This is a genomic window from Actinomadura sp. WMMA1423, assembly GCF_006547145.1.
Taxonomy (GTDB): domain Bacteria; phylum Actinomycetota; class Actinomycetes; order Streptosporangiales; family Streptosporangiaceae; genus Spirillospora.
Window position 1 is genome coordinate 401,316 of sequence record NZ_CP041244.1, and the last position, 20,285, is coordinate 421,600.

19 protein-coding genes and 1 riboswitch are annotated in these 20,285 nt (G+C 75.0%); of the genes, 7 read left to right on the forward strand and 12 right to left on the reverse strand.

The window, feature by feature from the left end:
* Positions 1-17 precede the first annotated feature (17 nt).
* The 5 genes from FKD65_RS01970 to FKD65_RS01990 form a co-directional block, all read right to left on the reverse strand.
* Entirely contained in the window at positions 18-548 is a 531-nt protein-coding gene (locus FKD65_RS01970) for an FHA domain-containing protein (RefSeq protein WP_141575695.1), read from the reverse strand.
* Positions 549-852: 304 nt separating this feature from the next.
* The gene (locus tag FKD65_RS01975; protein ID WP_141575697.1) at positions 853-1,662 is read right to left on the reverse strand and encodes a DUF881 domain-containing protein; all 810 of its coding nucleotides are present in this window, start codon (positions 1,660-1,662) and stop codon (positions 853-855) included.
* On the reverse strand, positions 1,659-1,991 hold the full coding sequence (locus tag FKD65_RS01980) for a small basic family protein (RefSeq protein ID WP_141575699.1): 333 nt from the start codon (positions 1,989-1,991) through the stop codon (positions 1,659-1,661). Before FKD65_RS01980 ends, FKD65_RS01975 begins: the two co-directional genes overlap by 4 nt.
* 22 nt (positions 1,992-2,013) lie before the next feature.
* The gene (locus tag FKD65_RS01985; RefSeq protein ID WP_141575701.1) at positions 2,014-2,943 is read right to left on the reverse strand and encodes a DUF881 domain-containing protein; all 930 of its coding nucleotides are present in this window, start codon (positions 2,941-2,943) and stop codon (positions 2,014-2,016) included.
* 68 nt (positions 2,944-3,011) lie between these two features.
* The gene (locus tag FKD65_RS01990) at positions 3,012-3,647 is read right to left on the reverse strand and encodes a LysE family translocator (protein ID WP_141575703.1); all 636 of its coding nucleotides are present in this window, start codon (positions 3,645-3,647) and stop codon (positions 3,012-3,014) included.
* A 92-nt stretch (positions 3,648-3,739) separates the two neighbouring features.
* On the opposite strand from FKD65_RS01990, the gene FKD65_RS01995 reads away from it, so the two are divergent.
* The 3 genes from FKD65_RS01995 (at position 3,740) to FKD65_RS02005 (ending at position 8,286) form a co-directional block, all read left to right on the forward strand.
* Entirely contained in the window at positions 3,740-5,080 is a 1,341-nt protein-coding gene (locus tag FKD65_RS01995) for a PLP-dependent aminotransferase family protein (protein ID WP_141575705.1), read from the forward strand.
* A 92-nt stretch (positions 5,081-5,172) separates the two neighbouring features.
* A complete protein-coding gene (locus tag FKD65_RS02000) occupies positions 5,173-6,765 on the forward strand; it encodes an ATP-binding cassette domain-containing protein (protein WP_141575707.1) in 1,593 nt (530 codons plus the stop codon).
* A 108-nt stretch (positions 6,766-6,873) separates the two neighbouring features.
* Positions 6,874-8,286: an aminotransferase class V-fold PLP-dependent enzyme gene (locus tag FKD65_RS02005; protein WP_240809935.1), complete on the forward strand. Its 1,413-nt coding sequence runs from the start codon at positions 6,874-6,876 to the stop codon at positions 8,284-8,286.
* Between the two features lie 6 nt (positions 8,287-8,292).
* On the opposite strand, the gene FKD65_RS02010 is transcribed toward FKD65_RS02005, so the two are convergent.
* Together FKD65_RS02010 and FKD65_RS02015 are read right to left on the reverse strand one after the other, a co-directional pair.
* Positions 8,293-10,791: a mannose-1-phosphate guanyltransferase gene (locus tag FKD65_RS02010; RefSeq protein WP_141575709.1), complete on the reverse strand. Its 2,499-nt coding sequence runs from the start codon at positions 10,789-10,791 to the stop codon at positions 8,293-8,295.
* Positions 10,788-11,459, reverse strand: a complete 672-nt coding sequence (locus FKD65_RS02015; RefSeq protein WP_240809936.1) for a CDP-alcohol phosphatidyltransferase family protein — start codon at positions 11,457-11,459, stop codon at positions 10,788-10,790. Before FKD65_RS02015 ends, FKD65_RS02010 begins: the two co-directional genes overlap by 4 nt.
* A gap of 244 nt (positions 11,460-11,703) precedes the next feature.
* Here FKD65_RS02015 and FKD65_RS02020 point away from each other — a divergent pair, with 244 nt between their 5' ends.
* Positions 11,704-12,699 carry a hypothetical protein gene (locus FKD65_RS02020; protein WP_141575711.1) on the forward strand — a complete coding sequence of 332 codons (996 nt, stop codon included), beginning with the start codon at positions 11,704-11,706 and terminating at the stop codon, positions 12,697-12,699.
* Here FKD65_RS02020 and tsaA read toward each other — a convergent pair.
* Positions 12,696-13,118, reverse strand: a complete 423-nt coding sequence (tsaA, locus tag FKD65_RS02025) for a tRNA (N6-threonylcarbamoyladenosine(37)-N6)-methyltransferase TrmO (protein WP_141575713.1) — start codon at positions 13,116-13,118, stop codon at positions 12,696-12,698. The two genes, FKD65_RS02020 and tsaA, sit on opposite strands and share 4 nt — an antisense overlap.
* Positions 13,119-13,208: 90 nt before the next feature.
* Positions 13,209-13,320, forward strand: a riboswitch (TPP riboswitch).
* Here tsaA and thiC point away from each other — a divergent pair.
* Together thiC and FKD65_RS02035 are read left to right on the forward strand one after the other, a co-directional pair.
* Complete coding sequence (gene thiC / locus FKD65_RS02030; RefSeq protein ID WP_141575715.1) at positions 13,318-15,096, forward strand: phosphomethylpyrimidine synthase ThiC; 1,779 nt, start codon at positions 13,318-13,320, stop codon at positions 15,094-15,096. Its footprint overlaps the riboswitch before it by 3 nt.
* A 196-nt stretch (positions 15,097-15,292) precedes the next feature.
* Positions 15,293-15,874, forward strand: coding sequence for a TetR/AcrR family transcriptional regulator (locus FKD65_RS02035; RefSeq protein WP_205718513.1), 582 nt, complete (start codon positions 15,293-15,295; stop codon positions 15,872-15,874).
* Positions 15,875-15,887: 13 nt separating this feature from the next.
* Here FKD65_RS02035 and FKD65_RS02040 read toward each other — a convergent pair whose 3' ends face one another.
* Positions 15,888-16,724 (reverse strand): metallophosphoesterase, encoded by an 837-nt coding sequence (locus FKD65_RS02040; protein WP_141575717.1) that lies wholly within the window; start codon positions 16,722-16,724, stop codon positions 15,888-15,890.
* Between the two features lie 26 nt (positions 16,725-16,750).
* Complete coding sequence (locus FKD65_RS02045) at positions 16,751-17,317, reverse strand: winged helix-turn-helix domain-containing protein (RefSeq protein WP_205718514.1); 567 nt, start codon at positions 17,315-17,317, stop codon at positions 16,751-16,753.
* 80 nt (positions 17,318-17,397) lie between these two features.
* Between FKD65_RS02045 and FKD65_RS02050 the strand changes: the two genes are divergently transcribed.
* Complete coding sequence (locus FKD65_RS02050; RefSeq protein WP_141575719.1) at positions 17,398-18,813, forward strand: S9 family peptidase; 1,416 nt, start codon at positions 17,398-17,400, stop codon at positions 18,811-18,813.
* Positions 18,814-18,872: 59 nt separating this feature from the next.
* Here the strand turns inward: FKD65_RS02050 and FKD65_RS02055 are convergent, their stop codons facing one another.
* Positions 18,873-19,376 (reverse strand): DUF1772 domain-containing protein, encoded by a 504-nt coding sequence (locus FKD65_RS02055; RefSeq protein ID WP_141575721.1) that lies wholly within the window; start codon positions 19,374-19,376, stop codon positions 18,873-18,875.
* 17 nt (positions 19,377-19,393) lie between these two features.
* Entirely contained in the window at positions 19,394-20,242 is an 849-nt protein-coding gene (locus FKD65_RS02060; RefSeq protein WP_141575723.1) for an NAD(P)H-binding protein, read from the reverse strand.
* Between the last annotated feature and the right edge of the window lie 43 nt (positions 20,243-20,285).

Sequence of the window (20,285 nt, forward strand, 5' to 3'; positions counted from 1 at the left end):
GACCTCGCCGCGTTCCGTCAGCCGTGGGCCGGGTTGGTGAGGAACACCAGCCGGAACTTGCCGATCTGGACCTCGTCGCCGCCCGACAGCCCGGCCTGGTCGATCCGCTGCCGGTTGACGTAGGTGCCGTTGAGGCTGCCGACGTCGCGCACGGAGAACGCGCCGCCCTGGCGGGCGAACTCGGCGTGCCGGCGGGACACGGTGACGTCGTCCAGGAAGATGTCGCTCTCGGGGTGCCGCCCGGCGGAGGTGCGGTCCTTGTCGAGCAGGAAGCGGCTGCCGGCGTTGGGGCCGCGCTTCACCACGAGCAGCGCCGTGCCCGGGGGGAGCGCCTCCATCGCCATCTGGTCGGGCCCGACCGGCTCCTCGGCGCCGGCATCGGTGTCCAGCGCCTCGAACCCTCCGATGGAGATCGTGGACGTGGACTCGCCCGGCGACTCCCGGGGAGGCGGCGGCGCCGAACTCCTCAGCGGAGTGCCGCAGTTCGAGCAGAAGCGGGCATCATCCGGGTTGGCGTGACCGCACTGCGTGCAGTAGACGCTCGGCATCGATCGGCTCGGCCTCCTACCATCGGCGTGCCGCCCGCGGACCCGCCGTAGCGGGGGCCGCCTGCGCCACGCGCATCCTTCACCCAACCCACACCGGGGATCCGCCCCCGGCAACGGTCCTACTCACCACCCGCACGCGCGGCGGTCGCCGCAACTTACGCGGGTATGACCCGAAGGGTCAACTGGAACGGTGAACCGGCTGCACCAAACTACATTCGCCGGTGATCGCAGGTCCATGCCGCCGCGCGGTCGGCCGCGATCAGACGCGCCGACCGGCGCGTTCCACCGTCTCCCCCCGTCCCCTCTAGGGAGACCGTACCGCGCCGACGGTCACTTTCGCGCGCCGGGCGATCAGGACGCGGGCCCCCGCCCCCTCCAGCGTGCGGACGACGCCGCCCGGGATGTTGAGCGCCGTCGTCATCGTGTGCGGGTCGCCGATGGCGAGGAACCGGTACGGGGAGGCGAGGAGCCTGCCGTCCGCCCGGATGCCGTCGCGGTCGTCCAGGAAGTGCGTGTCGACGCCGACGCGCACGTCTCCGACCTGGACGACCTCGGCTCCGGCGTCGCGGAGCTCCTCCAGGGCGTCCAGGAGGTCGAGGGCCTTCACGCGGTGGCCGGGGTCGTCGATCCGGAGCTCGATCCCCGGGCCCTCGGCGGGGAGCGTGCCGGCCAGGAGGCCGTAGGTGTTCGCCCGCTCGCGCGCCTCCTGAAGGGCCGTCTCCCCCTCGGCGTCGCGCTCCAGCCGGGCCTTCGTCTCCTCCAGGTCGCGCAGATCGCCCCTCAGCCGCTCGGAGCGCTGGCCCAGATCGCCCAGGATGCCGACCAGCTCGTCTTGCCGCGCGGTGGCGAACGTGGTGTCGCGCTCGTTCGAGCCCACCTGGGCGGCGACCGCGAACCCCAGGACGAGGCACAGCAGCCCGCCGATGAGCTGACCCGGGCTGACGCGCGGGCGCAGGAGGCCGGCGAGGGCCCGCACCCCTCCGGGCTCCGGCGGGGGCCGCTCCTCCTCGTGAGCCCGCTCTCCCTCAGGCACCGGCTCCTGTGTCGCCTGCTCCTCGTCCGGCGGCCGCTCCTCCTCGCGCGCGGTCCCGTCGCGCCGCGTGCCGCCGGTCATGCGCCGAAGAGCTTCCGCCGGATGGCCGCCGCGTTGGAGAAGATCCGGATGCCGAGGACGACCACGACGCCGGTGGACAGCTGCGAGCCGACGCCGAGCTTGTCGCCGAGAAAGACGATCAGAGCGGCGATGACGGTGTTGCTGACGAAGGAGACCGTGAAGACCTTCTCGTCGAAGATCCCCTCCAGCCGGGCCCGGACCCCGCCGAACATGGCGTCGAGCGCGGCCACGATCGCGATCGGCAGGTAGGGCTGGAGCCAGAGCGGGACGTCCGGCTGGAGCAGGAAGCCCAGCGTCACGCCGATCACGAGCCCGATCAGCGCGATCATCTCCGGACCACCCCTCCCCCGCTCACCGGCCGCCCCCCTCGCGGGGCACGGCGTACCGCGGCCGGGTCGCGACCGCGGCGGGCAGCCGCACCGCGTCCGAGCGGCGCGTGTCGTACCTGATCCCGAACCGGTCCCGCAGCGCGGCGAGCCGCCGGTCGGCGGGCGAGCCGGCGAAGGCCTCCCGCAACCGCCCCGGGTCGCCGAGCGCCGTCACTTCGTAGGGCCCGCCGAGCGGCCGGTAGTCGACCAGGATCGCCTCGCCGGCGGCGCGGATCGCGGTGGTCGGGCCGAGCCGCTCGCCGTTGACGCCGACGGCCCGCGCGCCCGCCGCCCACAGCCCGTTCACCAGGACCTGGAGGTCCTGATCATAGACCCGGCCCCCGTCGGCGCGGCGGCCCGGCGCGGCGTGCCCGGCCGGGGCCCCGCGCGGCGCGTCGTCCAGGGTGACGACCAGGCCCTCGCCGGAGGCGGGCACGGCGGCCGCCGCCGCGCCCGCCGCGCCCACGTCCCGGCGGACGCGGCGGCCCTCGGCGCTGCGGGCGAGCGCCGCGGCCCGCCGGCGCTCGGTGTCGGACCGCAGCCGAACGAGGCGGCGCTGGAGTGCGTCGGTCTCGGCGGTGCGGGCGTGGATCTGGTCGACGAGCTCCGAGTGCCGCTCGGCGGCCACGGGCTCGCCGCGGCGCACCTCGAGGCCCGCGACGGCGGCCAGCGCCCCGGTGAGGGTGAGGACGAGCAGGACGCCCGCGCCCCGCGGCCGCCGCCGCGCCGGTCCGGTGGCGCCGGAGGCCGCCCGGCGCGCCGCGGCCTCGGCGTAGCCCGGGTCGAGGTGCCTGCCGGCGAACAGGTCGGCCAGCAGCGACATGGAGGCGTCGGGGCGGCGCCACCCGGGCGGCCTGTCCCGCTCCCGCGGCGGCTCGTCCGGGCCGCCGGGCGTGTCCTGTCGTGCGATCACCGGCCCATCATGGCAAGGACCTGCAAATCCGCGCGGGCCGCCTCGCCCCGGGAGGCCCGCGCGCCGGATCAGGTGGCCGCGGGGCGCAGGCCGATGTGGAGGGCGAGGCCGGCCAGCACCGAGCCCATCAGGTACCGCTGGGCCCGCCGCCAGCCGGGGCGGCGCACGAGGAAGGCGGCGATGGATCCGGCACCGAGCACGATGAGGGCGTTGACGGTGACGGCGATCGTGACCTGGACGGCGCCGAGCAGCAGGATCTGGGCGGCGACGCTGCCGCGGTCCGGGTCGGCGAACTGCGGCAGCAGCGACACGTACAGCACGGCGATCTTGGGGTTGAGCAGGTTGGTGACCAGCCCCATGGTGAACAGCCGGCGCGGCGGATCGGCGGGCAGGTCCGCGGGCGTGAACGCGGTCGTGCCGCCCGGCCGCAGCGTCTGCCACGCCAGCCACAGCAGGTAGCAGGCGCCGGCGATCTTGATCGCCGCGTAGAGCGGCGGAACGAGGGTGAACACGGTCGTGAGGCCCGCGGTGGCGGCCGCGACGTAGACGAGGAAGCCCGCGGCGACGCCGCCGAGCGAGATCAGCCCGGCCCGGCGGCCCTGGGTCACCGACCGCGACACCAGGTAGATCATGTTGGGCCCCGGAGTGAGCACGAGGCCGAGGGCGAACAGGGCGATGGCCGCGACGGCCGCGTACGAGATCATTGCGCTCCAGTCGTTCAGTGTTCTTCCAGGCTAGAAGTCGCAGTAAGCTCGAAGCAATAAAAACATTGCTCTCGGTGCAATATGGGGTTCGCATGGACGACTTCCGACGGGTCGCGGACGAGCTGGCCGCCGACATCTCCGCGGGCCGGCTGCGCCCGGGCGAGCGGCTGCCCCCGCAGCGCGCCTTCGCGCGGCGCCGGGGAATCGCGGGCTCGACGGCGAACCGGGTGTACCGGGAGCTGGCCAGGCGCGGGCTCGTGGTCGGGGAGGTCGGGCGCGGGACCTTCGTCCGCGCGGCCGAGCGCCCGCCGGGGCCCGCGCTCTCCGAGCCGGCGGCGGCGCGCGTCGACCTGGAGCTGAACTACCCGGTGGTCCCCGAGCAGGGCGCCCTGCTCGCCGCGGGCCTGGAGCGCCTGCGCCGTCCGGACGTCCTCGGCGGCGCGCTCGGGCCCACCGGGGTCGCGGGCACCGGCGCCGCCCGCGAGGCCGCGGCGGCGCTGCTCGCCACCTCCGGCCGGCGGCCCGCCCCGGAGGAGGTCCTGTTCGCGGGGAACGGCCGCCAGGCCATCGCGGGCGCCGTGGCGGCGCTCGTGCCGGCGGGCGGCCGGCTCGGCGTCGAGGCGCTGACCTACCCCGTGATCAAGGGGATCGCGTCCAGGCTCGGGGTGACGCCGGTCCCGATCGCGATGGACGGGCACGGGCTGCGCCCGGACGCGCTGGAGGACGCCCATCGCGCCGCCCCCCTCGGCGCCGTCTACGTCCAGCCGACGCTGCACAACCCCTGCGGGACGACGATGCCGGAGGAGCGCCGCGCCGAGCTGGCGGGCGCGCTGGAGCGCCTCGGCCTGCACGCGGTCGAGGACCGCATCTGGTCGTTCCTGCCCGGTGCCGGGCCGGAGCCGCTGGCGGCGCACGCCCCGCACCGGACCGTGCTGGTCGACAGCCTCTCCAAGCGCCTCGCCCCCGGCCTGAGCCTCGGCTTCGCCGTCCCGCCGCCCGCGCTCGCCGGACGGGTCGCCGCCGCGCTCCGCTCCGGCGCCTGGGGTCCCGGGGGGTTCGCGCTGGAGGCGGCCACGGGCTGGATCGCGGGCGGGGCGGTCGAGGCGGTCACCCGCGCCAAGCGCGCCGACGCCGCGTCCCGGCAGCGCATCGCGGCCGGGTGCCTGGAGGGCGCGGACGTCCGGTCCGACCCCGCCTCGTACTTCTGCTGGTGGGAGCTGCCCCGGCACTGGCGGGCGGAGACGTTCGTGGCGGCGGCGGCACGGCGGGGGATCGCCGTCACGCCCGCCGCGGCGTTCGTCGTCGGCGGGGGCGCCGCCCCGCGCGCCGTCCGGTTCGGCCTGGCCTCCCCGCCGCCGGACGTCCTGGAGCGCGCCCTGCGGACCCTCGCCGGGATCGCGGCCGGCCACCCCGACGACGACGCTCCGGACTGACCGGAATCCGCCGCGGCCGCCGCGCCCCGGCCGCTGGACGCGCACCGGAAGATCGTCCATCGTCGGGGTGGGGTCGTCCGGCGGGAGGACAGATGATCGAGGTCCGCGAGGTGGGGCAGCGCGCGGCCGGGGGGCGGCGGACGCTGCGGGAGGTGTCGCTGTCGATCGGCGCCGGGGAGCTGGTGGCGATCATCGGCGGCAGCGGCGCGGGCAAGACCACCCTCCTGGACGCCATCGCGGGCGTCCGGCCGCCCGCCGAGGGCGAGATCAGGTACGACGGCGGCGGGGGCGCTCCGGCCGCGGGCTCGCTCGGCTACGTCCCGCAAGACGACATCGTGCATCCGGAGATGCCGCTGCGGCGCACGCTGCGGTACGCGGCCGGGCTCAGGCTGCCGGCGGGGACGCCGCCGGAGCGCGCCGAGCGCGCCGTGGACGACGTGCTGGAGGCGCTGGCGCTCACCGGCCGGGCGGGGCAGCGCGTCGGGTCGCTCAGCGGCGGCGAGCGCAAGCGGGCCAGCATCGCGGTCGAGCTCCTGACGCGGCCGCGCGTGTTCTTCCTCGACGAGCCCACGTCCGGGCTCGACCCGGCGACGGCGGCCGACCTGATGCGGCTGCTGCGCGGCCTCGCGGACGCGGGGACGACGGTGGTGCTCACCACGCACCACCCGCCGGACGTGCTCGTGTGCGACCGGGTCGCCGTCCTCGCCCAGGACGGGTCGCTCGTGTTCTACGGCGAGCCGGACGAGGCCCGCGAGCGGTTCCGGGCGGACCGCGTCGAGGACATCTACCTGCGCCTGGGGGGCGGGGAGGCGCACGAGTGGCGGGGCCGGTTCGGCGCGTCCGCGCCGCCGGCGGCCGGGCCGGGGATCGGCGCGCTGCGCCAGTGGGCCCTGCTCGCCCGGCGCGACCTGGACCTGCTCACCCGCAACCGGCTCACCCTCGCCGTTCTGGCCGGGTCGCCGCTCATGGTGCTGGCGATGTTCGCGGTGCTGTTCCGCCCGGGGGCGTTCGCGCCGGAGTCCCCGAGCCCGGGCGCGACGGTGATGATCCTCTTCTGGATCGCGTTCGGCGGGTTCTTCTTCGGCCTGACCTACGGGCTGCTGCAGATCTGCACCGAGCTGCCCGTGCTGCGGAGGGAGCGGCTCACCGGACTGCGGATCGGGCCGTACGTCCTGGCGAAGGCCGCGGTCCTGCTGCCGCTGCTGGCCGTGGTGGATGCGCTGATGCTCGGTGCCCTGCGGGCCCTGGACCGGCTGCCCGCGACGGGGTGGGGGACCTACGGGGAGCTGTTCGTCACGCTGATGCTGTGCTCGGCGGCGGCGCTGGCGCTGGGTCTCCTCGTCTCGGCGTCGGTCACCGATCCGGCCCAGGCCACGATGGCGCTGCCGATGCTGTGCTTCCCCCAGGTGCTGTTCGTGGGCGCGATCCTGCCCGTCCCGGTGATGGCGGCGCCCGGACGGTGGCTCAGCTGCGCCATGTCCAACCGGTGGGCCTTCGAGGGGCTCGGGCACAGCCTGGGGGTGGAGGGGCTCTGGGCGTCCGGCCGCTCGCCGCTGGGCCCGCCCCTGCTCGCCTCGTACGGCGACACCTTCTCGCGGCCGGTGGCCGTGGACTGGGCGGTGCTGGGCGGGTTCGCGGCGCTGTTCCTCGCGGGAGCCTGCCTGGTCCTCACCCGCAGGACATAGAAACCCTCCTCCCCGGGCCATTTAAGGCCACCCCGGCGCCCTTGCATCCCTCTTGGGGATTTTGGACCGTTTAGTGAAGGATGCGGCTTTTGTAGGCGGGGGAGCTCTGTGAGAATCTCATCCGGTTTCAACGCCGACGTCATGCCCGGCTACGCCGGGACGCGCCGCCTGGACGAGCTGCGAGCCGCCGAGTACGCTCACCTGGACGAGCACACCTACCTGGACTACACCGGCTCGGGCGTCGCCGCCGCCGCGCAGATCCGCGCGCACGCCGAGCGCCTCGCCGGGCACTGCTACGGCAACCCGCACTCGGAGAACCCGACCTCCAGCGCGTCCACGGCGCTCGTCGAGCGGGCGCGGCGCGCGGTCCTGGCGTTCTTCAACGCCTCCCCCGAGGAGTACGCGGTGGTGTTCACCCAGAACGCCACCGGGGCGTGCCGCCTCGTCGGGGAGGCCTACCCGTTCGGCCGCGGCCGCCGCCTCGTCCTCACCGGCGACAACCACAACTCGGTCAACGGGATCAGGGAGTTCGCCAGGGCGCGCGGCGCCGAGGTCGCCCACGTGCCCGTCCGCGGGCCCGGCCTGCGCGTCCGCGAAGCCGAGCTCGCGGCGGCGCTGGGCGGGCGCGGCGGGCTGCTGGCGTTCCCCGCGCAGAGCAACTTCAGCGGCGTCCAGCATCCGCTGGACTGGGTCGGCCTCGCCCACGCGCACGGCTACGACGTGCTGCTGGACGCGGCGGCCTTCGCGCCCTCGAACCGCCTCGACCTGAGCCGGGTCCGGGCCGACTTCGTCCCGGTGAGCTGGTACAAGGTCTTCGGGTACCCGACCGGCGTGGGCAGCCTGGTCGCCCGCCGGGAGGCCCTCGCCCGGCTGCGCCGCCCCTGGTTCGCGGGCGGAACGATCCAGGCGGTCAGCGCGCTCGGCGGCTGGCACGTGCTCGCGCCCGACGAGACGGCGTTCGAGGACGGCACCCTGAACTTCCTGTCCATCCCCGACGTGGAGTTCGGCGTCCACTGGATCGAGGACGTCGGGATCGACCTCGTCCACCGCCGCGTCGCGTGCCTGACCTCGCTGCTCCTGCGCCGCCTCGCCGTACTGCGCCACGCCGACGGCTCCCCCCTGGTCCGGGTGTACGGCCCGCCGGACGGCGACCGGCGCGGCGGCACCGTCGCGTTCAACGTGCTCGACCGGCGCGGCGCGGTCGTGGACGAGCGGATCGTCGCCCGCGACACCGCCGCCGCCGGCATCTCGGTCCGGACGGGCTGCTTCTGCAACCCCGGCGCGGGCGAGGGCGCGTTCGAGATCCCCGAGCGCGCCCTGCGCCGCACCGCGAACCTGCGGACGCCCGCCCTCGACGACTACCTCGGCGTGCTCGGGCTGCCGAGCGGCGGCGCGGTCCGGGCGTCCCTCGGCCTCGTCTCCAACGTCGCCGACGTGGAGCGCCTCGCCGGGTTCCTGGACGCCGCGTACGCCGACCGGGAACCGGACCGGTCCGGGCTCAGGCCCCGCGAGCGCTGCTGAGCGCCCTCAGGAGCCCGCCCGCTCGACGACCACGGCCCACTCCGCCAGGAGCGCCTGCGCGGCGTCGGCGTCCGGCCCCTCCGCCCACAGGTGCGTCACCGCCTCCGCGGGGTCGGGCAGGACGAGGACCCACCGGCCGTCGCCCTCGACCACCCGCACGCCGTCGGTGGTGTCGATCGTCCGGCCCCCCGCGGCCTCCACGACGTGGCGCATCACGCTGCCCTTGGCCGCCCACGGCGTCGGGACGGAGCGGCGCAGCAGGTGCGCGTCGGGGATGCGGCGGTCGATCTGCGACAGCGTCAGCCGCGTCCGCGCGACCAGCCCGACGAGCCGGACGAACGCCGCGATCCCGTCCACGGTGCCGCTGAACTCGGGCATCAGGAACCCGCCGCGCCCGTCCCCCGCGAAGACCACGCTCGGCTGCGCGGCCGCCTTGGTCAGCACGTCCTGGGACGTGGAGGTCCACTCGACCTGCACGCCGTGGAACCGGCACACCTGCTCGGCGACCCGCGTCGTCGTCACCGGCAGCGCCACCTTGCCGCCCCGCCGCTCGGCCGCGACCAGGTCCAGCATCACCAGCAGCGCCCGGTCGTCGCCGACCAGCTCGCCGTTCTCGTCCACCAGGGAGATCCGCTCCCCCACCGGGTCGAACCGGACGCCGAACGCGGCCCGCGACGACGACACCAGCTCGCCGAGCCGCTCCAGGTCGCGCATCCGCTCGGCGAGCGTCTCGGTCGGGTTGGCCTCGTCCAGGCCGGCGTTGCGGGTGAGGACCTCCACGCCGACCTTGCCGAGCAGGTTCGGCAGGACCAGCGAGGCCACCCCGCCGGCGCAGTCCAGGACGATCTTCAGCCCCGCCTCGCGGACGCCGCGGATGTCGACGCGGCGCAGCAGGTCGCGGGTGTAGGTCTCCACGACGCGCGGCGGGTAGGTCAGCTCGGCGATCTCGCCGGGGAACGCGCGGCGGTACTCCTGCCTGCCGAAGACGCGCTCCAGCTTGCGCTGGGCCCCCTGGGAGAGGTCGGCGCCGCCCGCGTCCAGGAACAGGATGTCGACGCCCTGCGGATCGCCGAGCGTGGTGCGGATGTAGATCCCGCCGACGCTGTCCTCGCGGCCGGTCTCGAACCGGGCGACGGTCAGCGGCGTCGCCTCCAGGTCCTGGACGTTGATGGCGCTGGCGGTCAGCGCGCTGTTCACGGCGCGCTTCAGGGTGCGGGCCGCGCGGGAGACGTCCCGCCCGGTGACGACGGTCGTGCCCTTCTTCAGGGTCGTCGCGTAGGCGCTGGCGAGCCGCACCGCCAGCTCCGGGGTGATCTCCACGTTGACCAGGCCGGACACGCCGCGCGGCCCGAACAGGTTGCGCTGCCCCCGCGACTCCCAGATCACGCTGGTGTTGACGACGGCGCCGGCCTCGATGGTCTTGAACGGGTACACCTTCACGCCGCTGGACACGTACGCCTCTGCCTCGATGACGCACTCGTCCCCGATGACGGCGCCCTCCTCGACGCGGGCGCCCGCCATGATGTCGGTGTTCTTGCCGACGACGCAGCCCCGCAGGTTCGTCGACGGCGCCACGAACACGTTGTCGTGGACGATGGCGCGGTGCAGGAACGCGCCCTCCTTCACGACGACGTTGCTGCCGAGGACGGTGAACTCGCGCAGCTCGACGCCCGCCTCGACCTTCGCGTAGTCGCCGATGTAGAGCGGGCCCTTCAGGACGGCCTCGGCGTCCACCTCCGCGCCCTCGGCGACCCACACGCCGGGCGACACCTCGAAGCCGTCCAGGTCGATGCCGACCTGCCCCGAGAGCATGTCGGCCTGCGCCTTGAGGTAGCTCTCGTGGGTGCCGACGTCCTCCCAGTAGCAGTCGGCCACGTACCCGAACAGGCGGGCACCCTCGGCGAGGAGCTTCGGGAAGACGTCGCCGGACCAGTCGACCGGCTCGCCCTCCGCGACGTGCTCCAGCACCTCCGGCTCCATCACGTAGATGCCGGTGTTGACGGTGTCGGAGAACACCTGGCCCCACGTGGGCTTCTCCAGGAACCGCTGCACGCGGCCCTCGTCGTCCACGATGATGATCCCGAACTCCAGGGGGTTCGGGACGCGCTTCAGGCCGATGGTGACCAGCGCGTCGTTCTCCTCGTGGAACCGGACCATGTCGGTCAGGTCGATGTCGGTGAGCGCGTCCCCCGAGATCACCAGGAAGCGGTCGTCGCGCAGCGCCTCCTCGGCGTTCTTGACGCTGCCGGCGGTGCCGAGCGGCACCTCCTCGGTCGCGTAGCTCAGCGACATGCCGAGCTCCTCGCCGTCGCCGAAGTAGTTGCGGATCAGCGCGGCCAGGAACTGCACGGTGACGACGGTCTCGCTGAACCCGTGCCGCTTCAGCAGCCGCAGCACGTGCTCCATGATCGGCCGGTTGACGAGTGGCAGCAGGGGCTTGGGCTGGTTGGCGGTCATCGGACGCAGCCGCGTCCCCTCGCCTCCCGCCATCACGACGGCCTTCATCGGGGGGTCTCAGCTCCCTTCTGGTCGCCGGCCGGCGGCCGGGCGCCCGGGCCGTCCGCGCCGGGCCCGGCGGCCGGGGGCGGCGAGCCGCGGCCCGCCAGCACCAGCTGCCGCGTCTGCACCCAGTAGAGGACGGCCGCCCACCAGTACAGGCCCGTCCCCCAGCCCGCGAAGGCCCACCCGATGACCCTCGCCGCGGTCGCCGCGCCGCCGCCGTGGTCGCCGAGCAGCAGGAGCGGGAAGGAGTACAGCAGGCACATCGTCGCGGCCTTGCCGATGAAGTGGACGGGCAGCGTGGCGCCGTACCCGAGCCGCCGCATGATCGGCGCGATCGGCAGGATCGACACCTCGCGGGCGACGAGCACCAGCACCAGCCACAGCGGGATGATGTCGCGGATGGTGAGCCCGACGAGCGTCGCCAGGATGTAGAGGCGGTCGGCCGCCGGGTCGAGCACCATGCCGAGCCTGCTCGTCTGGTTCAGCGCGCGGGCGAGCTTGCCGTCCAGCCAGTCCGACAGGCCCGCGAAGACCAGCAGGCCGAGCGCCCACCAGTCCGCCTCCACCAGGACGAGCCACAGGAACAGCGGCACGCCGAGGAGCCGGGCGAGGCTCAAGATGTTGGGCAACGTGAAGATCCGGTCCTGCGGGGCCTCCTGCAAAGTGCTCACCGACGCGCTCGCCTCCCCTGGTCCCCTTGATCCTGACCCTATCGGTAAGGGGTGGAAAGCCCCCTGGGGGCGTCCGCGCTTCGCGGGTGCTTGACAGCGGCGGTCAGGGCGCCCCGGACGAACGATCTTCAGCGGCGGATCCCCACTGCCGGGGCGGGGGCCGCCCTATAGTTCTGCAAACCCCGTCACGAAGGGCCGACAGTTGTCCGTCCCCCCGCCTGCCGTCCCCCCGCCCGGACTCCGGATGACGCTCGGCGCGCGGGCCTACCGCGGGCCGCTGCGCGTCCTGCTCGCCGCCCTGGCGACCGGCGCGGCCGCCCTCCTGGCGGCCCGCTACGGCGCCGGGATCTGGGAGCCGGAGAAGGCCCGCCGGATCCTGCCCGCCTGCGGCGGCGCCTGCCTGCTGGCAGCCCTGGCCGCCGCCCTGTGGGCCGGCCGGCTCCACCAGACCCGCCTCGTCGTGACCATGGACGCGAAGGAGGTGGCGCTCCGCCGCGGCGGGCGGGAGGCGCGCGTCCCGGCGTCGGCGGTGGACGCGGTGGGGATCAGGTGGCCGGTCGCCGACCCGGTGTGGACGCTGTGGGTCGATCCGGAGCGGGCACCGGGCCTCGATGCCGTCGCCGAGGTCGACGGGAGGGCGGTCACGCTGCTCAGAGGCCGGTCGCTGCCCCCCGGATGGCTCGATGCCGCGCGGGCCGCGGCCACCGGAGCCCTCGGCGCCGACTGGCGCGTCGTCGACGACGAGGGCGGGGAGGTCCCGCCTCCCGCGGCGGGCGCCCTGGGCCGCGCCCCCCAGATCGTCGTGGACGGCGGGGGCCGCTACCGCGACGGCAGCGGCGGCGCGGTCCTCGCCGTCGCCTGCCGCCGGCGCGGCCGCCGGACCGTCGTGCTGCGCGACCCCCACGCCGCCGCGCTGCTGGTCGTCCGGGGCCCGTCCCGGCTGCCGGGCCGCGACCGCGTGCGCGTCCTCGACGCCGCCGGCCGCCCGCTCGGGTTCATGCGCGGCCTGCGCGAGCCGTCCTTCCACACCGCCGGCGGCATGCTGCTCGGCAGCACCCGCGAGAGCGGCGGCGGCCACGTCGTCACCGGCGTCGACGGGCGGCGCTCGGCCGCGCTGCGGACCGAGGACGGGGGCGGCGTGCGGCTGGAGCGGTCGCCGTCCGCCCCGGACCCGCTCCGCACCCTGGCCCTCGCGCTGCCGGTCGCGGTCCGCCCCGACCGCCGGCCCGGACGCCGCTAGGCGCCCGGAGGGGAGCCGAGGACGGGCTTGACGTCCAGGATGGGGGTCCCGTCCACGGCCTCCATGCCGCCGACGCGCAGCCGGCGTCCGGTGACCTGGAGGATCTCCACCGGATGCAGGCCGACCGGATTCGGCCGGTCCGGCGAGCGGGTCGCGAACACGCCGGTCTCGGGGTTGGCCGGGTCGTCGCGCGGCCGGGTCCGCAGCACCTCGCGCGACGCCTGGTGCAGCCAGGTGAGCACGATGATCCGGTCGCCCGGGCGCAGGCCGTCGAGGGCGGCGTGGTAGGCCGGTTCGAAGACCAGCCACGCCTCGGGCGCGCCTTCGCTCCCCTGCCTCGGCGCCGCCGCGCGGTCGGTGAGAGGCGAGGAGACGTGCCCGACCGGTGTGAGCGTCAGATCCGTGTCGACGTGGGGCATGACGTGATCATCGCAGGAGTTCCGCGCGGGCGCGTTCCAACCCGCGGACGGCGGTTGCGGCAACGGGGGCGGTGGGGGCTAACGTCGGGGGCGACAGATCGCGGGGGTCCGGCGAACCGGGCTGAGATAGCGGCTGGGACGGCCGCTGACCGCATGAACCTGACCGGGTAATGCCGGCGTAGGGAGAGATCGAGTCGTGATGACCGAACCTGTGGTTCCAGCCGCCCGCAAGACCTACCTCCAGGGCTCGCGCCCGGAGATCCGGGTGCCGATGCGGGAGGTGCCGCTGACCAACGGCGACGCCGTCGTCCTGTACGACACGTCCGGGCCGTACACCGACCCCGAGCAGGACACCGACGTGCGCAGGGGCCTGGCGCCGCTGCGGGAGTCCTGGATCGCCGAGCGCGGCGACACCGTCCCGTACGAGGGGCGGGCGGCGCGCCCCGAGGACGACGGCCGCCGGTCCTCGCCCGCCGCGTTCCCCGGGAGCGCGGCGCACGCTCCGGTGCAGGGCCTCCCGGAGGCCGACGGGGAGGACTGCCTTCCCCGGCGGCCGCGCCGCGGCACCGGCGGAGCGGTCACCCAGCGCGCCTACGCGCTGCGCGGAGAGATCACGCCGGAGATGGAGTTCGCCGCGCTGCGCGAGGGCGTGGCACCGGAGTTCGTCCGGGCCGAGCTCGCCGCGGGGCGCGCGGTGCTGCCCGCCAACGTCAACCACCCCGAGATCGAGCCGATGGTCATCGGGCGGGCCTTCCTCGTCAAGGTCAACGCCAACATCGGCAACTCGGCCGTCGCGTCCTCGGTCGAGGAGGAGGTCGAGAAGATGACGTGGGCGACCCGCTGGGGCGCCGACACGATCATGGACCTGTCGACCGGCCGGGACATCCACACCACGCGCGAGTGGATCCTGCGCAACTCGCCCGTGCCCGTGGGGACCGTCCCGCTCTACCAGGCGGTGGAGAAGGTCGGCGGCGACCCCGCGGAGCTCACCTACGAGGTCTTCCGGGACACCGTGGTCGAGCAGGCGGAGCAGGGCGTGGACTACATGACCGTCCACGCCGGGGTGCTGCTGTCCCACGTGCCGCTCACGGCGCGGCGCAAGACGGGGATCGTCTCGCGGGGCGGGTCGATCATGGCGGCGTGGTGCCTGGCGCACCACGAGGAGAACTTCCTCTACACCCGCTTCGAGGAGCTGTGCGAGATCTTCGCCGCCTACGACGTGACCTGGTCGCTCGGGGACGGCCTGCGCCCCGGCTGCATCGCGGACGCCAACGACGAGGCCCAGTTCGCCGAGCTGCGCACCCAGGGCGAGCTGACGCGGACCGCCGCGCGGTTCGGCACCCAGGTGATGAACGAGGGGCCCGGGCACGTCCCGATGCACAAGATCAAGGAGAACGTGGACCTCCAGCAGGAGTGGTGCGACGGGGCGCCGTTCTACACGCTCGGGCCGCTGACCACCGACATCGCGCCCGGCCACGACCACATCACCTCGGCGATCGGCGCCGCGATGATCGGCTGGCACGGCACCGCGATGCTCTGCTACGTCACGCCGAAGGAGCACCTCGGGCTGCCGGACCGCGAGGACGTCAAGGCCGGCGTGATCGCCTACAAGATCGCCGCGCACGCCGCCGACCTCGCCAAGGGCCACCCGGGCGCGCAGGCGTGGGACGACGCGCTGTCGGAGGCGCGCTTCGACTTCCGCTGGGAGGACCAGTTCGAGCTGTCCCTCGACCCGGGCACCGCCCGCGCCTTCCATGACGCGACGCTCCCGGCGGCGCCGGCGAAGACCGCGCACTTCTGCTCGATGTGCGGGCCGCACTTCTGCTCCATGAAGATCACACGGGACGTGCGCCGGTACGCGGCGGAGCGCGGCCTGGGCGACGAGGAGGCCATCGCGGCCGGGATGCGGGAGAAGGCCGAGGAGTTCAGGGCCGCCGGCGGCCGCCTGCACCTCCCGGTGTCGCCGGGCAAGGCCTGACCCGGCCGGAGCGGCGCCCGGGCGGGCGCCGACGGGCCCGCCGCGCCCGGTGCGCGGCGGGCCCGGGCTGGTCAGGGCGCATCCCGGCGCCGGGGCGCGGCGGCGGCGCGGATAGGATCGAAGGACCGTTCCAAAAGCCGCGGATCCCTCCGACCGCCGCAGGCCAGCTCCACCGCCGGAAGGATCGACGACCCAGGTGACCAGCGACGACACGCCGAAGCCGCGCGCGGTGCGGGCCGACGTGCGGCGCAACCGCGCGCGGCTGCTCGCCGCGGCGCGGGAGACGTTCCAGCGCGGCGGGGCGGGCGCCTCCCTGGAGGGCGTCGCGCGGCTCGCGGGCGTCGGCATCGGAACGCTCTACCGCCACTTCCCCACCCGCCAGGACCTCCTGGAGGCCCTCCTCGCCGACGTCTACGACGGGCTGGCGGCCTCCGCGCGCGACCTGCTGGACTCCCCCTCCCCCGGCGAGGCCCTGCTGTCCTGGCTGCGGGCGTTCATCTCGGAGGTCACGGCGTTCCCGGGGCTGGCGGCCTCGGCGGCGGTGTCGCTGCGCGACCCCCTGCCCGGGCCCTCGGGCTCCCGCACGGCCATGCTCGAGGCGGGCGAGGCGCTCCTCGCCCGCGCGCAGCGGGCCGGGGACGCGCCCGCCGGCGCGGCGTTCGGCGACGTCGTGGGGCTCGCGGGCGCGATCGCGACGGTCGCCGAGCGGGACCCTGAGACCGCGGGCCGGCTGCTCTCGCTCGCCGCCGAAGGTGTGGCGCCGGGCGGGAGGCGCTAGGACCGGGCCCCGGTCAGGACGTCTCGGGCTCGGGCAGGACGCGGCGGGGGCCGCGCGGCGCGTCGGCCCGGCGCCGCCACTCGCGCGGGTAGCCCACCGACACCTCGATGTGCGGGACGTCGCCGGTCCAGATCGTCCGGGGGATGTGCAGGTGCCCGTACACGACCGACACCGCCCCGAACCGGCTGTGCCAGTCCGCGGTGCGCTCGGTGCCGCACCACTGGGCGAACTCGGGGTACCAGAGGACGCGGGTGGGCTCGCGGACGAGCGGCCAGTGGTTGACCAGGACGGTCCTCGTCCCGGGGTCCAGCGCCGACAGGCGCCGCTCGGTGTAGGCGATCCTCGCGTCGCACCAGGCGTCCCGGCTGGGATGCGGGTCGGGGTGCAGGTAGACCTCGTCGGTGCACACGACGCCCGCCTCGTGCGCGACCTTGAGGGCCTCCTCCTTGGTGGAGGTCCCGTCCGGCCGGAACGTGTAGTCGTACAGGATGAACAGCGGCGCGATCGTGACGGCGCCGCCGGGACCGTCCCAGACGGGGTAGGGGTCCTCGGGGGTCAGCACGCCCAGGCCGCGGCACATGTCGACGAGCCGGCGGTAGCGGGCCTCGCCGCGCAGTTGGACGGGGTCGCCCTTGACGGTCCACAGCTCGTGGTTGCCGGGCACCCACAGCACGGTGGCGAATCTCCCGGCGAGGGTGCGCAGCGTCCACTCGACGTCGGCGAACTGCTCGGCGACGTCGCCCGCCACGATCAGCCAGTCGTCCTCGGACGCGGGCCGCAGCCCCTCGACGAACGCGCGGTTATCGGGGAACCCCACGTGCAGGTCGCTGATCGCGTAGACACCGCCCATCCAGCGATCGTAAGCCCCGGGCAGGCTCAGTCGTCTTCCGCGGGGAGGGTGAACAGGCGGATGTGGACGGGCCGCGCGCCCGGCGGCGCGTCCTCCCGGCGGTGGGCGTGCTCGTGCAGCAGGCGGATGTAGGCCTCGAAGAACTCGGCCAGGCCCTCCTCGGTCATGTGGGCGAACCCCCGCGACAGCCGCGCCCACGCCGGGTCCCGCTCGTAGGCCGCCGGAAGACCGGCGAGCAGCCCGATGTCCTCGGCGTGGCCGATCCGCATCAGCTCGGCCAGAACCGGCCGGTCCTCGGGCCGCAGGGAGCCGGGGTGGGGCGCGCGGACGTCGCGGTGCCCCTCGGTCCGGCGCCACCAGCGCTCCCGGCCGCCCGAACGCTCCGGGATCTCCTCGATGAACCCGTACCTCTCCAGCTGGCGCAGGTGGTAGCTGGTCGTGCCGGTGTTGGCGCCGAGCGCCTCGCCGATCGTCGTGGACGTCGCGGGGCCGTGCATCCGCAGCCGGTGCAGGATGCGGCGCCGCAGCGGGTGGCTCAGCGCCTTCATGCGCCCCGGGTCGTCCAGGACGACGGGCTCCTCCTCGTCCTCCATGGGGAGAAGCCTAGTACCGCAGAAGGATTTTTGCAGAGAACCCTTTGCAGAGATTTCTCTGTAGTTCTAGGGTCGCCGCCATGAGAACCGCGACGACCCTCCTTCTGGCGCTGCTGCTCGGCGTCCTCTGCGCGGCGCCCTCCCATGCCGCGGGCCCGGGGCGCATCCCCGCACCGCCCGGTCTGACCTCGACGGACGTGACCTTCACCGGCGCGGGCGGGCTGACCCTGCACGGCACGGTCCTCGCTCCGGCGGCCAAGGGCCCGCCCCGTCCCGGCGTCGTGCTCGTGACCGGCTCCGGCGCCGGTGTGCCGCGCGAGCACCTGCTCACCGAGGCGACGGAGTTCGCGCGGCGCGGCCTCGCCGTGCTGATCTACGACAAGAGGTCGGCGGGGTACACGGCCCTGCGCCGCGACTACTCCGAACTGGCCGACGACGCGCTGGGCGGGGTGCGGGCGCTGCGCGCCCGCCCCGGCGTCGACCCGCGGAAGGTCGGCCTGTGGGGGCTCAGCGAGGGCGGCTGGGTGGCGCCGCTCGCCGCGTCCCGCTCGGCCGAGGTCGCCTTCGTGATCGTCGTCGGCGGGAACGCGATGACGCCGATCCGCCAGCAGACCTGGAACGAGGCCTCCGACCTGCGCCGGGTCGGCGTCTCGGGTTCGCTGGTCGAGCGCGGCAAGCCCGCCCTGGCCCGGCTCGCCGGCGAGGCCGGGCTGTTCGCCGAGGCCTGGTTCGACGCGCGGGGCGTCCTGGAGCGCGTGCGGCAGCCCCTGCTCGGGGTCTGGGGCGAGCACGACCTGCAGACCCCGCCCGAGGACAATCCGCCGCTGTTCGCGAAGGCCCTGAAGCGGGGCGGGAACGACCGCTACACCTTCCGCTTCTTCGCCGGGGCCGACCACGCCGCGCACCTGACGCCGGACGGCGGGATCACCCGCGGTCCCGAGCTCGCACCCGGCTACGCCGACCTCGTCGGCACCTGGGTACGCGACGTCACGAGCGGGAAGCCGCCCGTGGCCGACACGGCCGCTCCGCCCCACCAGGCGCACGCCAGCGCCGAAGTGCCGCCGCTGAGGTGGTGGGAGTCGCGGTGGGTGCACCTCGCGGCGGCCGTGCTCTTCCTCGCCGCCTTCCTCGCCTACCCGCTGACCGCGCTCGTGCGCGGGGTGCGCGGGCGCGGGGTGCGGCCGGTGAGCCGCTGGGCCCGGCTGCTCGCCGGGGCCGGACCCCTCGCCGCCTTCGGCCCGGTCGTGTACCTGCTCTTCCTCGTCGCGGGCAGCGATCCCGACCCCGGCCCCGTCCTCGGCGGCAGGCCGCTGCCGTGGCTGGTCCTCCAGGCGCTCGCCGTGGCGACCGTCGCGGCGGCGGCCGGGACGGCCCTGGCGTGGCACCGGACCGCGGACGCCGTCCCCCGCGGCGAGCGCGTGCGGCTCGGGCTGCTGCTGGCCGCCGGTGCGGTCCTCGTCCCGTGGGGCCTCCACTGGGGCGTGCTGCTCCCGTGAGCGGCCGGGGGCCCGTGCTCCGGAAAGGGAGCACGGGCCCTCGGCACTTCCGGCCCGGGTCAGTCGTGCTTGCCCCAGACGTAGACGGCCAGGCTCATCGCGAGCAGGCTCGCCCAGCTGAACACGGCCCTGACGGTGTTCCACGCCGTCCAGCGGCCGGAGTAGTCCGACCAGATCCTGGCCGCCTCGGACACGTCCTTCGGGATCGTGACGCCGTCCAGGTCGTTGTTCATCGGGATGTTCACCGCGAAGCTCGGCAGCAGCGCGCCCACGAAGTACAGCCCGGCCGCGGCGAAGAACAGGAGGGCCGCCGACCTCTGGTCCAGGGTGAGCAGCAGCACTCCCGCCGCCGCCGCCGTCACGGGGACCAGGAGGAACATCGCCACGAAGACCGGGTTCTGGATCCGCTGGTTGATCCCCTGCATGGCGTCGATGGCCGACGAGGGCCGCGCCGCGTTCAGGCCGGGCATCACACCGGCGGAGAAGCCGAAGAACGTTCCGGCCATCCCGGCCGCCATGATGATGGACAGGGCCGCCGAGACGCCCGCGAGAGAGAATTTCATGTGGTCCGATCCTCGGGTCAGTGGTTCCAGATGCCGCTGGCGGCGGTGTCGCGCGCGTACTCGGCGAAGGCGCGCGGCTTGCGGCCGAGGGCCCGCTCGACGCCGTCGGCGGGCCGCGCGTTGCGGCCGTCCAGCACGGTGGTGAACAGGTAGGTCAGCAGGCCGACGACCTCCTCGGGCACGCCGTGCTCCCGGAGCGCTGCGGCGTGCTCCTCCGCCCCGACCGGGACGTAGGCGACCTCGCGCCCGGCGGCGCGGCCGATCTCGGCGACCGCCTCGGCGAACGTGAGCGCCCGGGGACCGGTCACCTCGTAGACCTCGCCGGCGTGCCCGTCCCGGGTGAGCGCCTCGACGGCCACGTCCGCGATGTCGTCGGCGTCCACGAACGGCTCCGGCACATCGCCCGCCGGCAGGACGACCTCGCCGGCCCGCACGGGGTCGAGCAGGTAGTCCTCGCTGAAGTTCTGCGCGAACCAGCTCGCCCGCACGACCGTCCAGTCCACGCCCGACGCCTGGACGATCCGCTCGCACTCCCGCGCCTCGGGCTCGCCCCGCCCCGACAGCAGGACGACCCGGCGGACGCCCGCCTCCACCGCCGCGTCCGTGAACACCCGGATGGCCTCGGGGGCGCCCGGCACGGCCAGGTCCGGGTAGTAGGAGAGGTAGGCGCTCTCGACGCCGCTCAGGACGGGCGCCCACGTGGCCTCGTCCTCCCAGTCGAAGGGCGGCGAGGCCGACCGCGACCCCATCCGGACCGCGACGTCCCTGGCCTCCAGCCTCTCCACCACGCGGCGGCCCGTCTTCCCGGTCCCGCCGAGGACGAGGGTGAGGCCGCTCCCGATGTTGTCCGCTGCACTGTTCGTCATACCCTGGAGTCAACAGCCGGGCGGGTTCGGGCTCCATCGTCGA

What these genes read in the sequence shown, in the direction of transcription:
- FKD65_RS02060 (WP_141575723.1), bottom strand. Translation starts at nt 20,242, where the DNA reads ATGACGAACAGTGCAGCGGACAACATCGGGAGCGGCCTCACCCTCGTC.
- FKD65_RS01975 (WP_141575697.1), bottom strand. Translation starts at nt 1,662, where the DNA reads ATGACCGGCGGCACGCGGCGCGACGGGACCGCGCGCGAGGAGGAGCGG.
- FKD65_RS01990 (WP_141575703.1), bottom strand. Translation starts at nt 3,647, where the DNA reads ATGATCTCGTACGCGGCCGTCGCGGCCATCGCCCTGTTCGCCCTCGGC.
- FKD65_RS02040 (WP_141575717.1), bottom strand. Translation starts at nt 16,724, where the DNA reads ATGGGCGGTGTCTACGCGATCAGCGACCTGCACGTGGGGTTCCCCGAT.
- FKD65_RS02045 (WP_205718514.1), bottom strand. Translation starts at nt 17,317, where the DNA reads ATGGAGGACGAGGAGGAGCCCGTCGTCCTGGACGACCCGGGGCGCATG.
- FKD65_RS01995 (WP_141575705.1), top strand. Translation starts at nt 3,740, where the DNA reads ATGGACGACTTCCGACGGGTCGCGGACGAGCTGGCCGCCGACATCTCC.
- FKD65_RS02010 (WP_141575709.1), bottom strand. Translation starts at nt 10,791, where the DNA reads ATGAAGGCCGTCGTGATGGCGGGAGGCGAGGGGACGCGGCTGCGTCCG.
- tsaA (WP_141575713.1), bottom strand. Translation starts at nt 13,118, where the DNA reads ATGCCCCACGTCGACACGGATCTGACGCTCACACCGGTCGGGCACGTC.
- thiC (WP_141575715.1), top strand. Translation starts at nt 13,318, where the DNA reads ATGACCGAACCTGTGGTTCCAGCCGCCCGCAAGACCTACCTCCAGGGC.
- FKD65_RS02050 (WP_141575719.1), top strand. Translation starts at nt 17,398, where the DNA reads ATGAGAACCGCGACGACCCTCCTTCTGGCGCTGCTGCTCGGCGTCCTC.
- FKD65_RS02055 (WP_141575721.1), bottom strand. Translation starts at nt 19,376, where the DNA reads ATGAAATTCTCTCTCGCGGGCGTCTCGGCGGCCCTGTCCATCATCATG.
- FKD65_RS02020 (WP_141575711.1), top strand. Translation starts at nt 11,704, where the DNA reads ATGACGCTCGGCGCGCGGGCCTACCGCGGGCCGCTGCGCGTCCTGCTC.
- FKD65_RS01970 (WP_141575695.1), bottom strand. Translation starts at nt 548, where the DNA reads ATGCCGAGCGTCTACTGCACGCAGTGCGGTCACGCCAACCCGGATGAT.
- FKD65_RS02000 (WP_141575707.1), top strand. Translation starts at nt 5,173, where the DNA reads ATGATCGAGGTCCGCGAGGTGGGGCAGCGCGCGGCCGGGGGGCGGCGG.
- FKD65_RS01980 (WP_141575699.1), bottom strand. Translation starts at nt 1,991, where the DNA reads ATGATCGCGCTGATCGGGCTCGTGATCGGCGTGACGCTGGGCTTCCTG.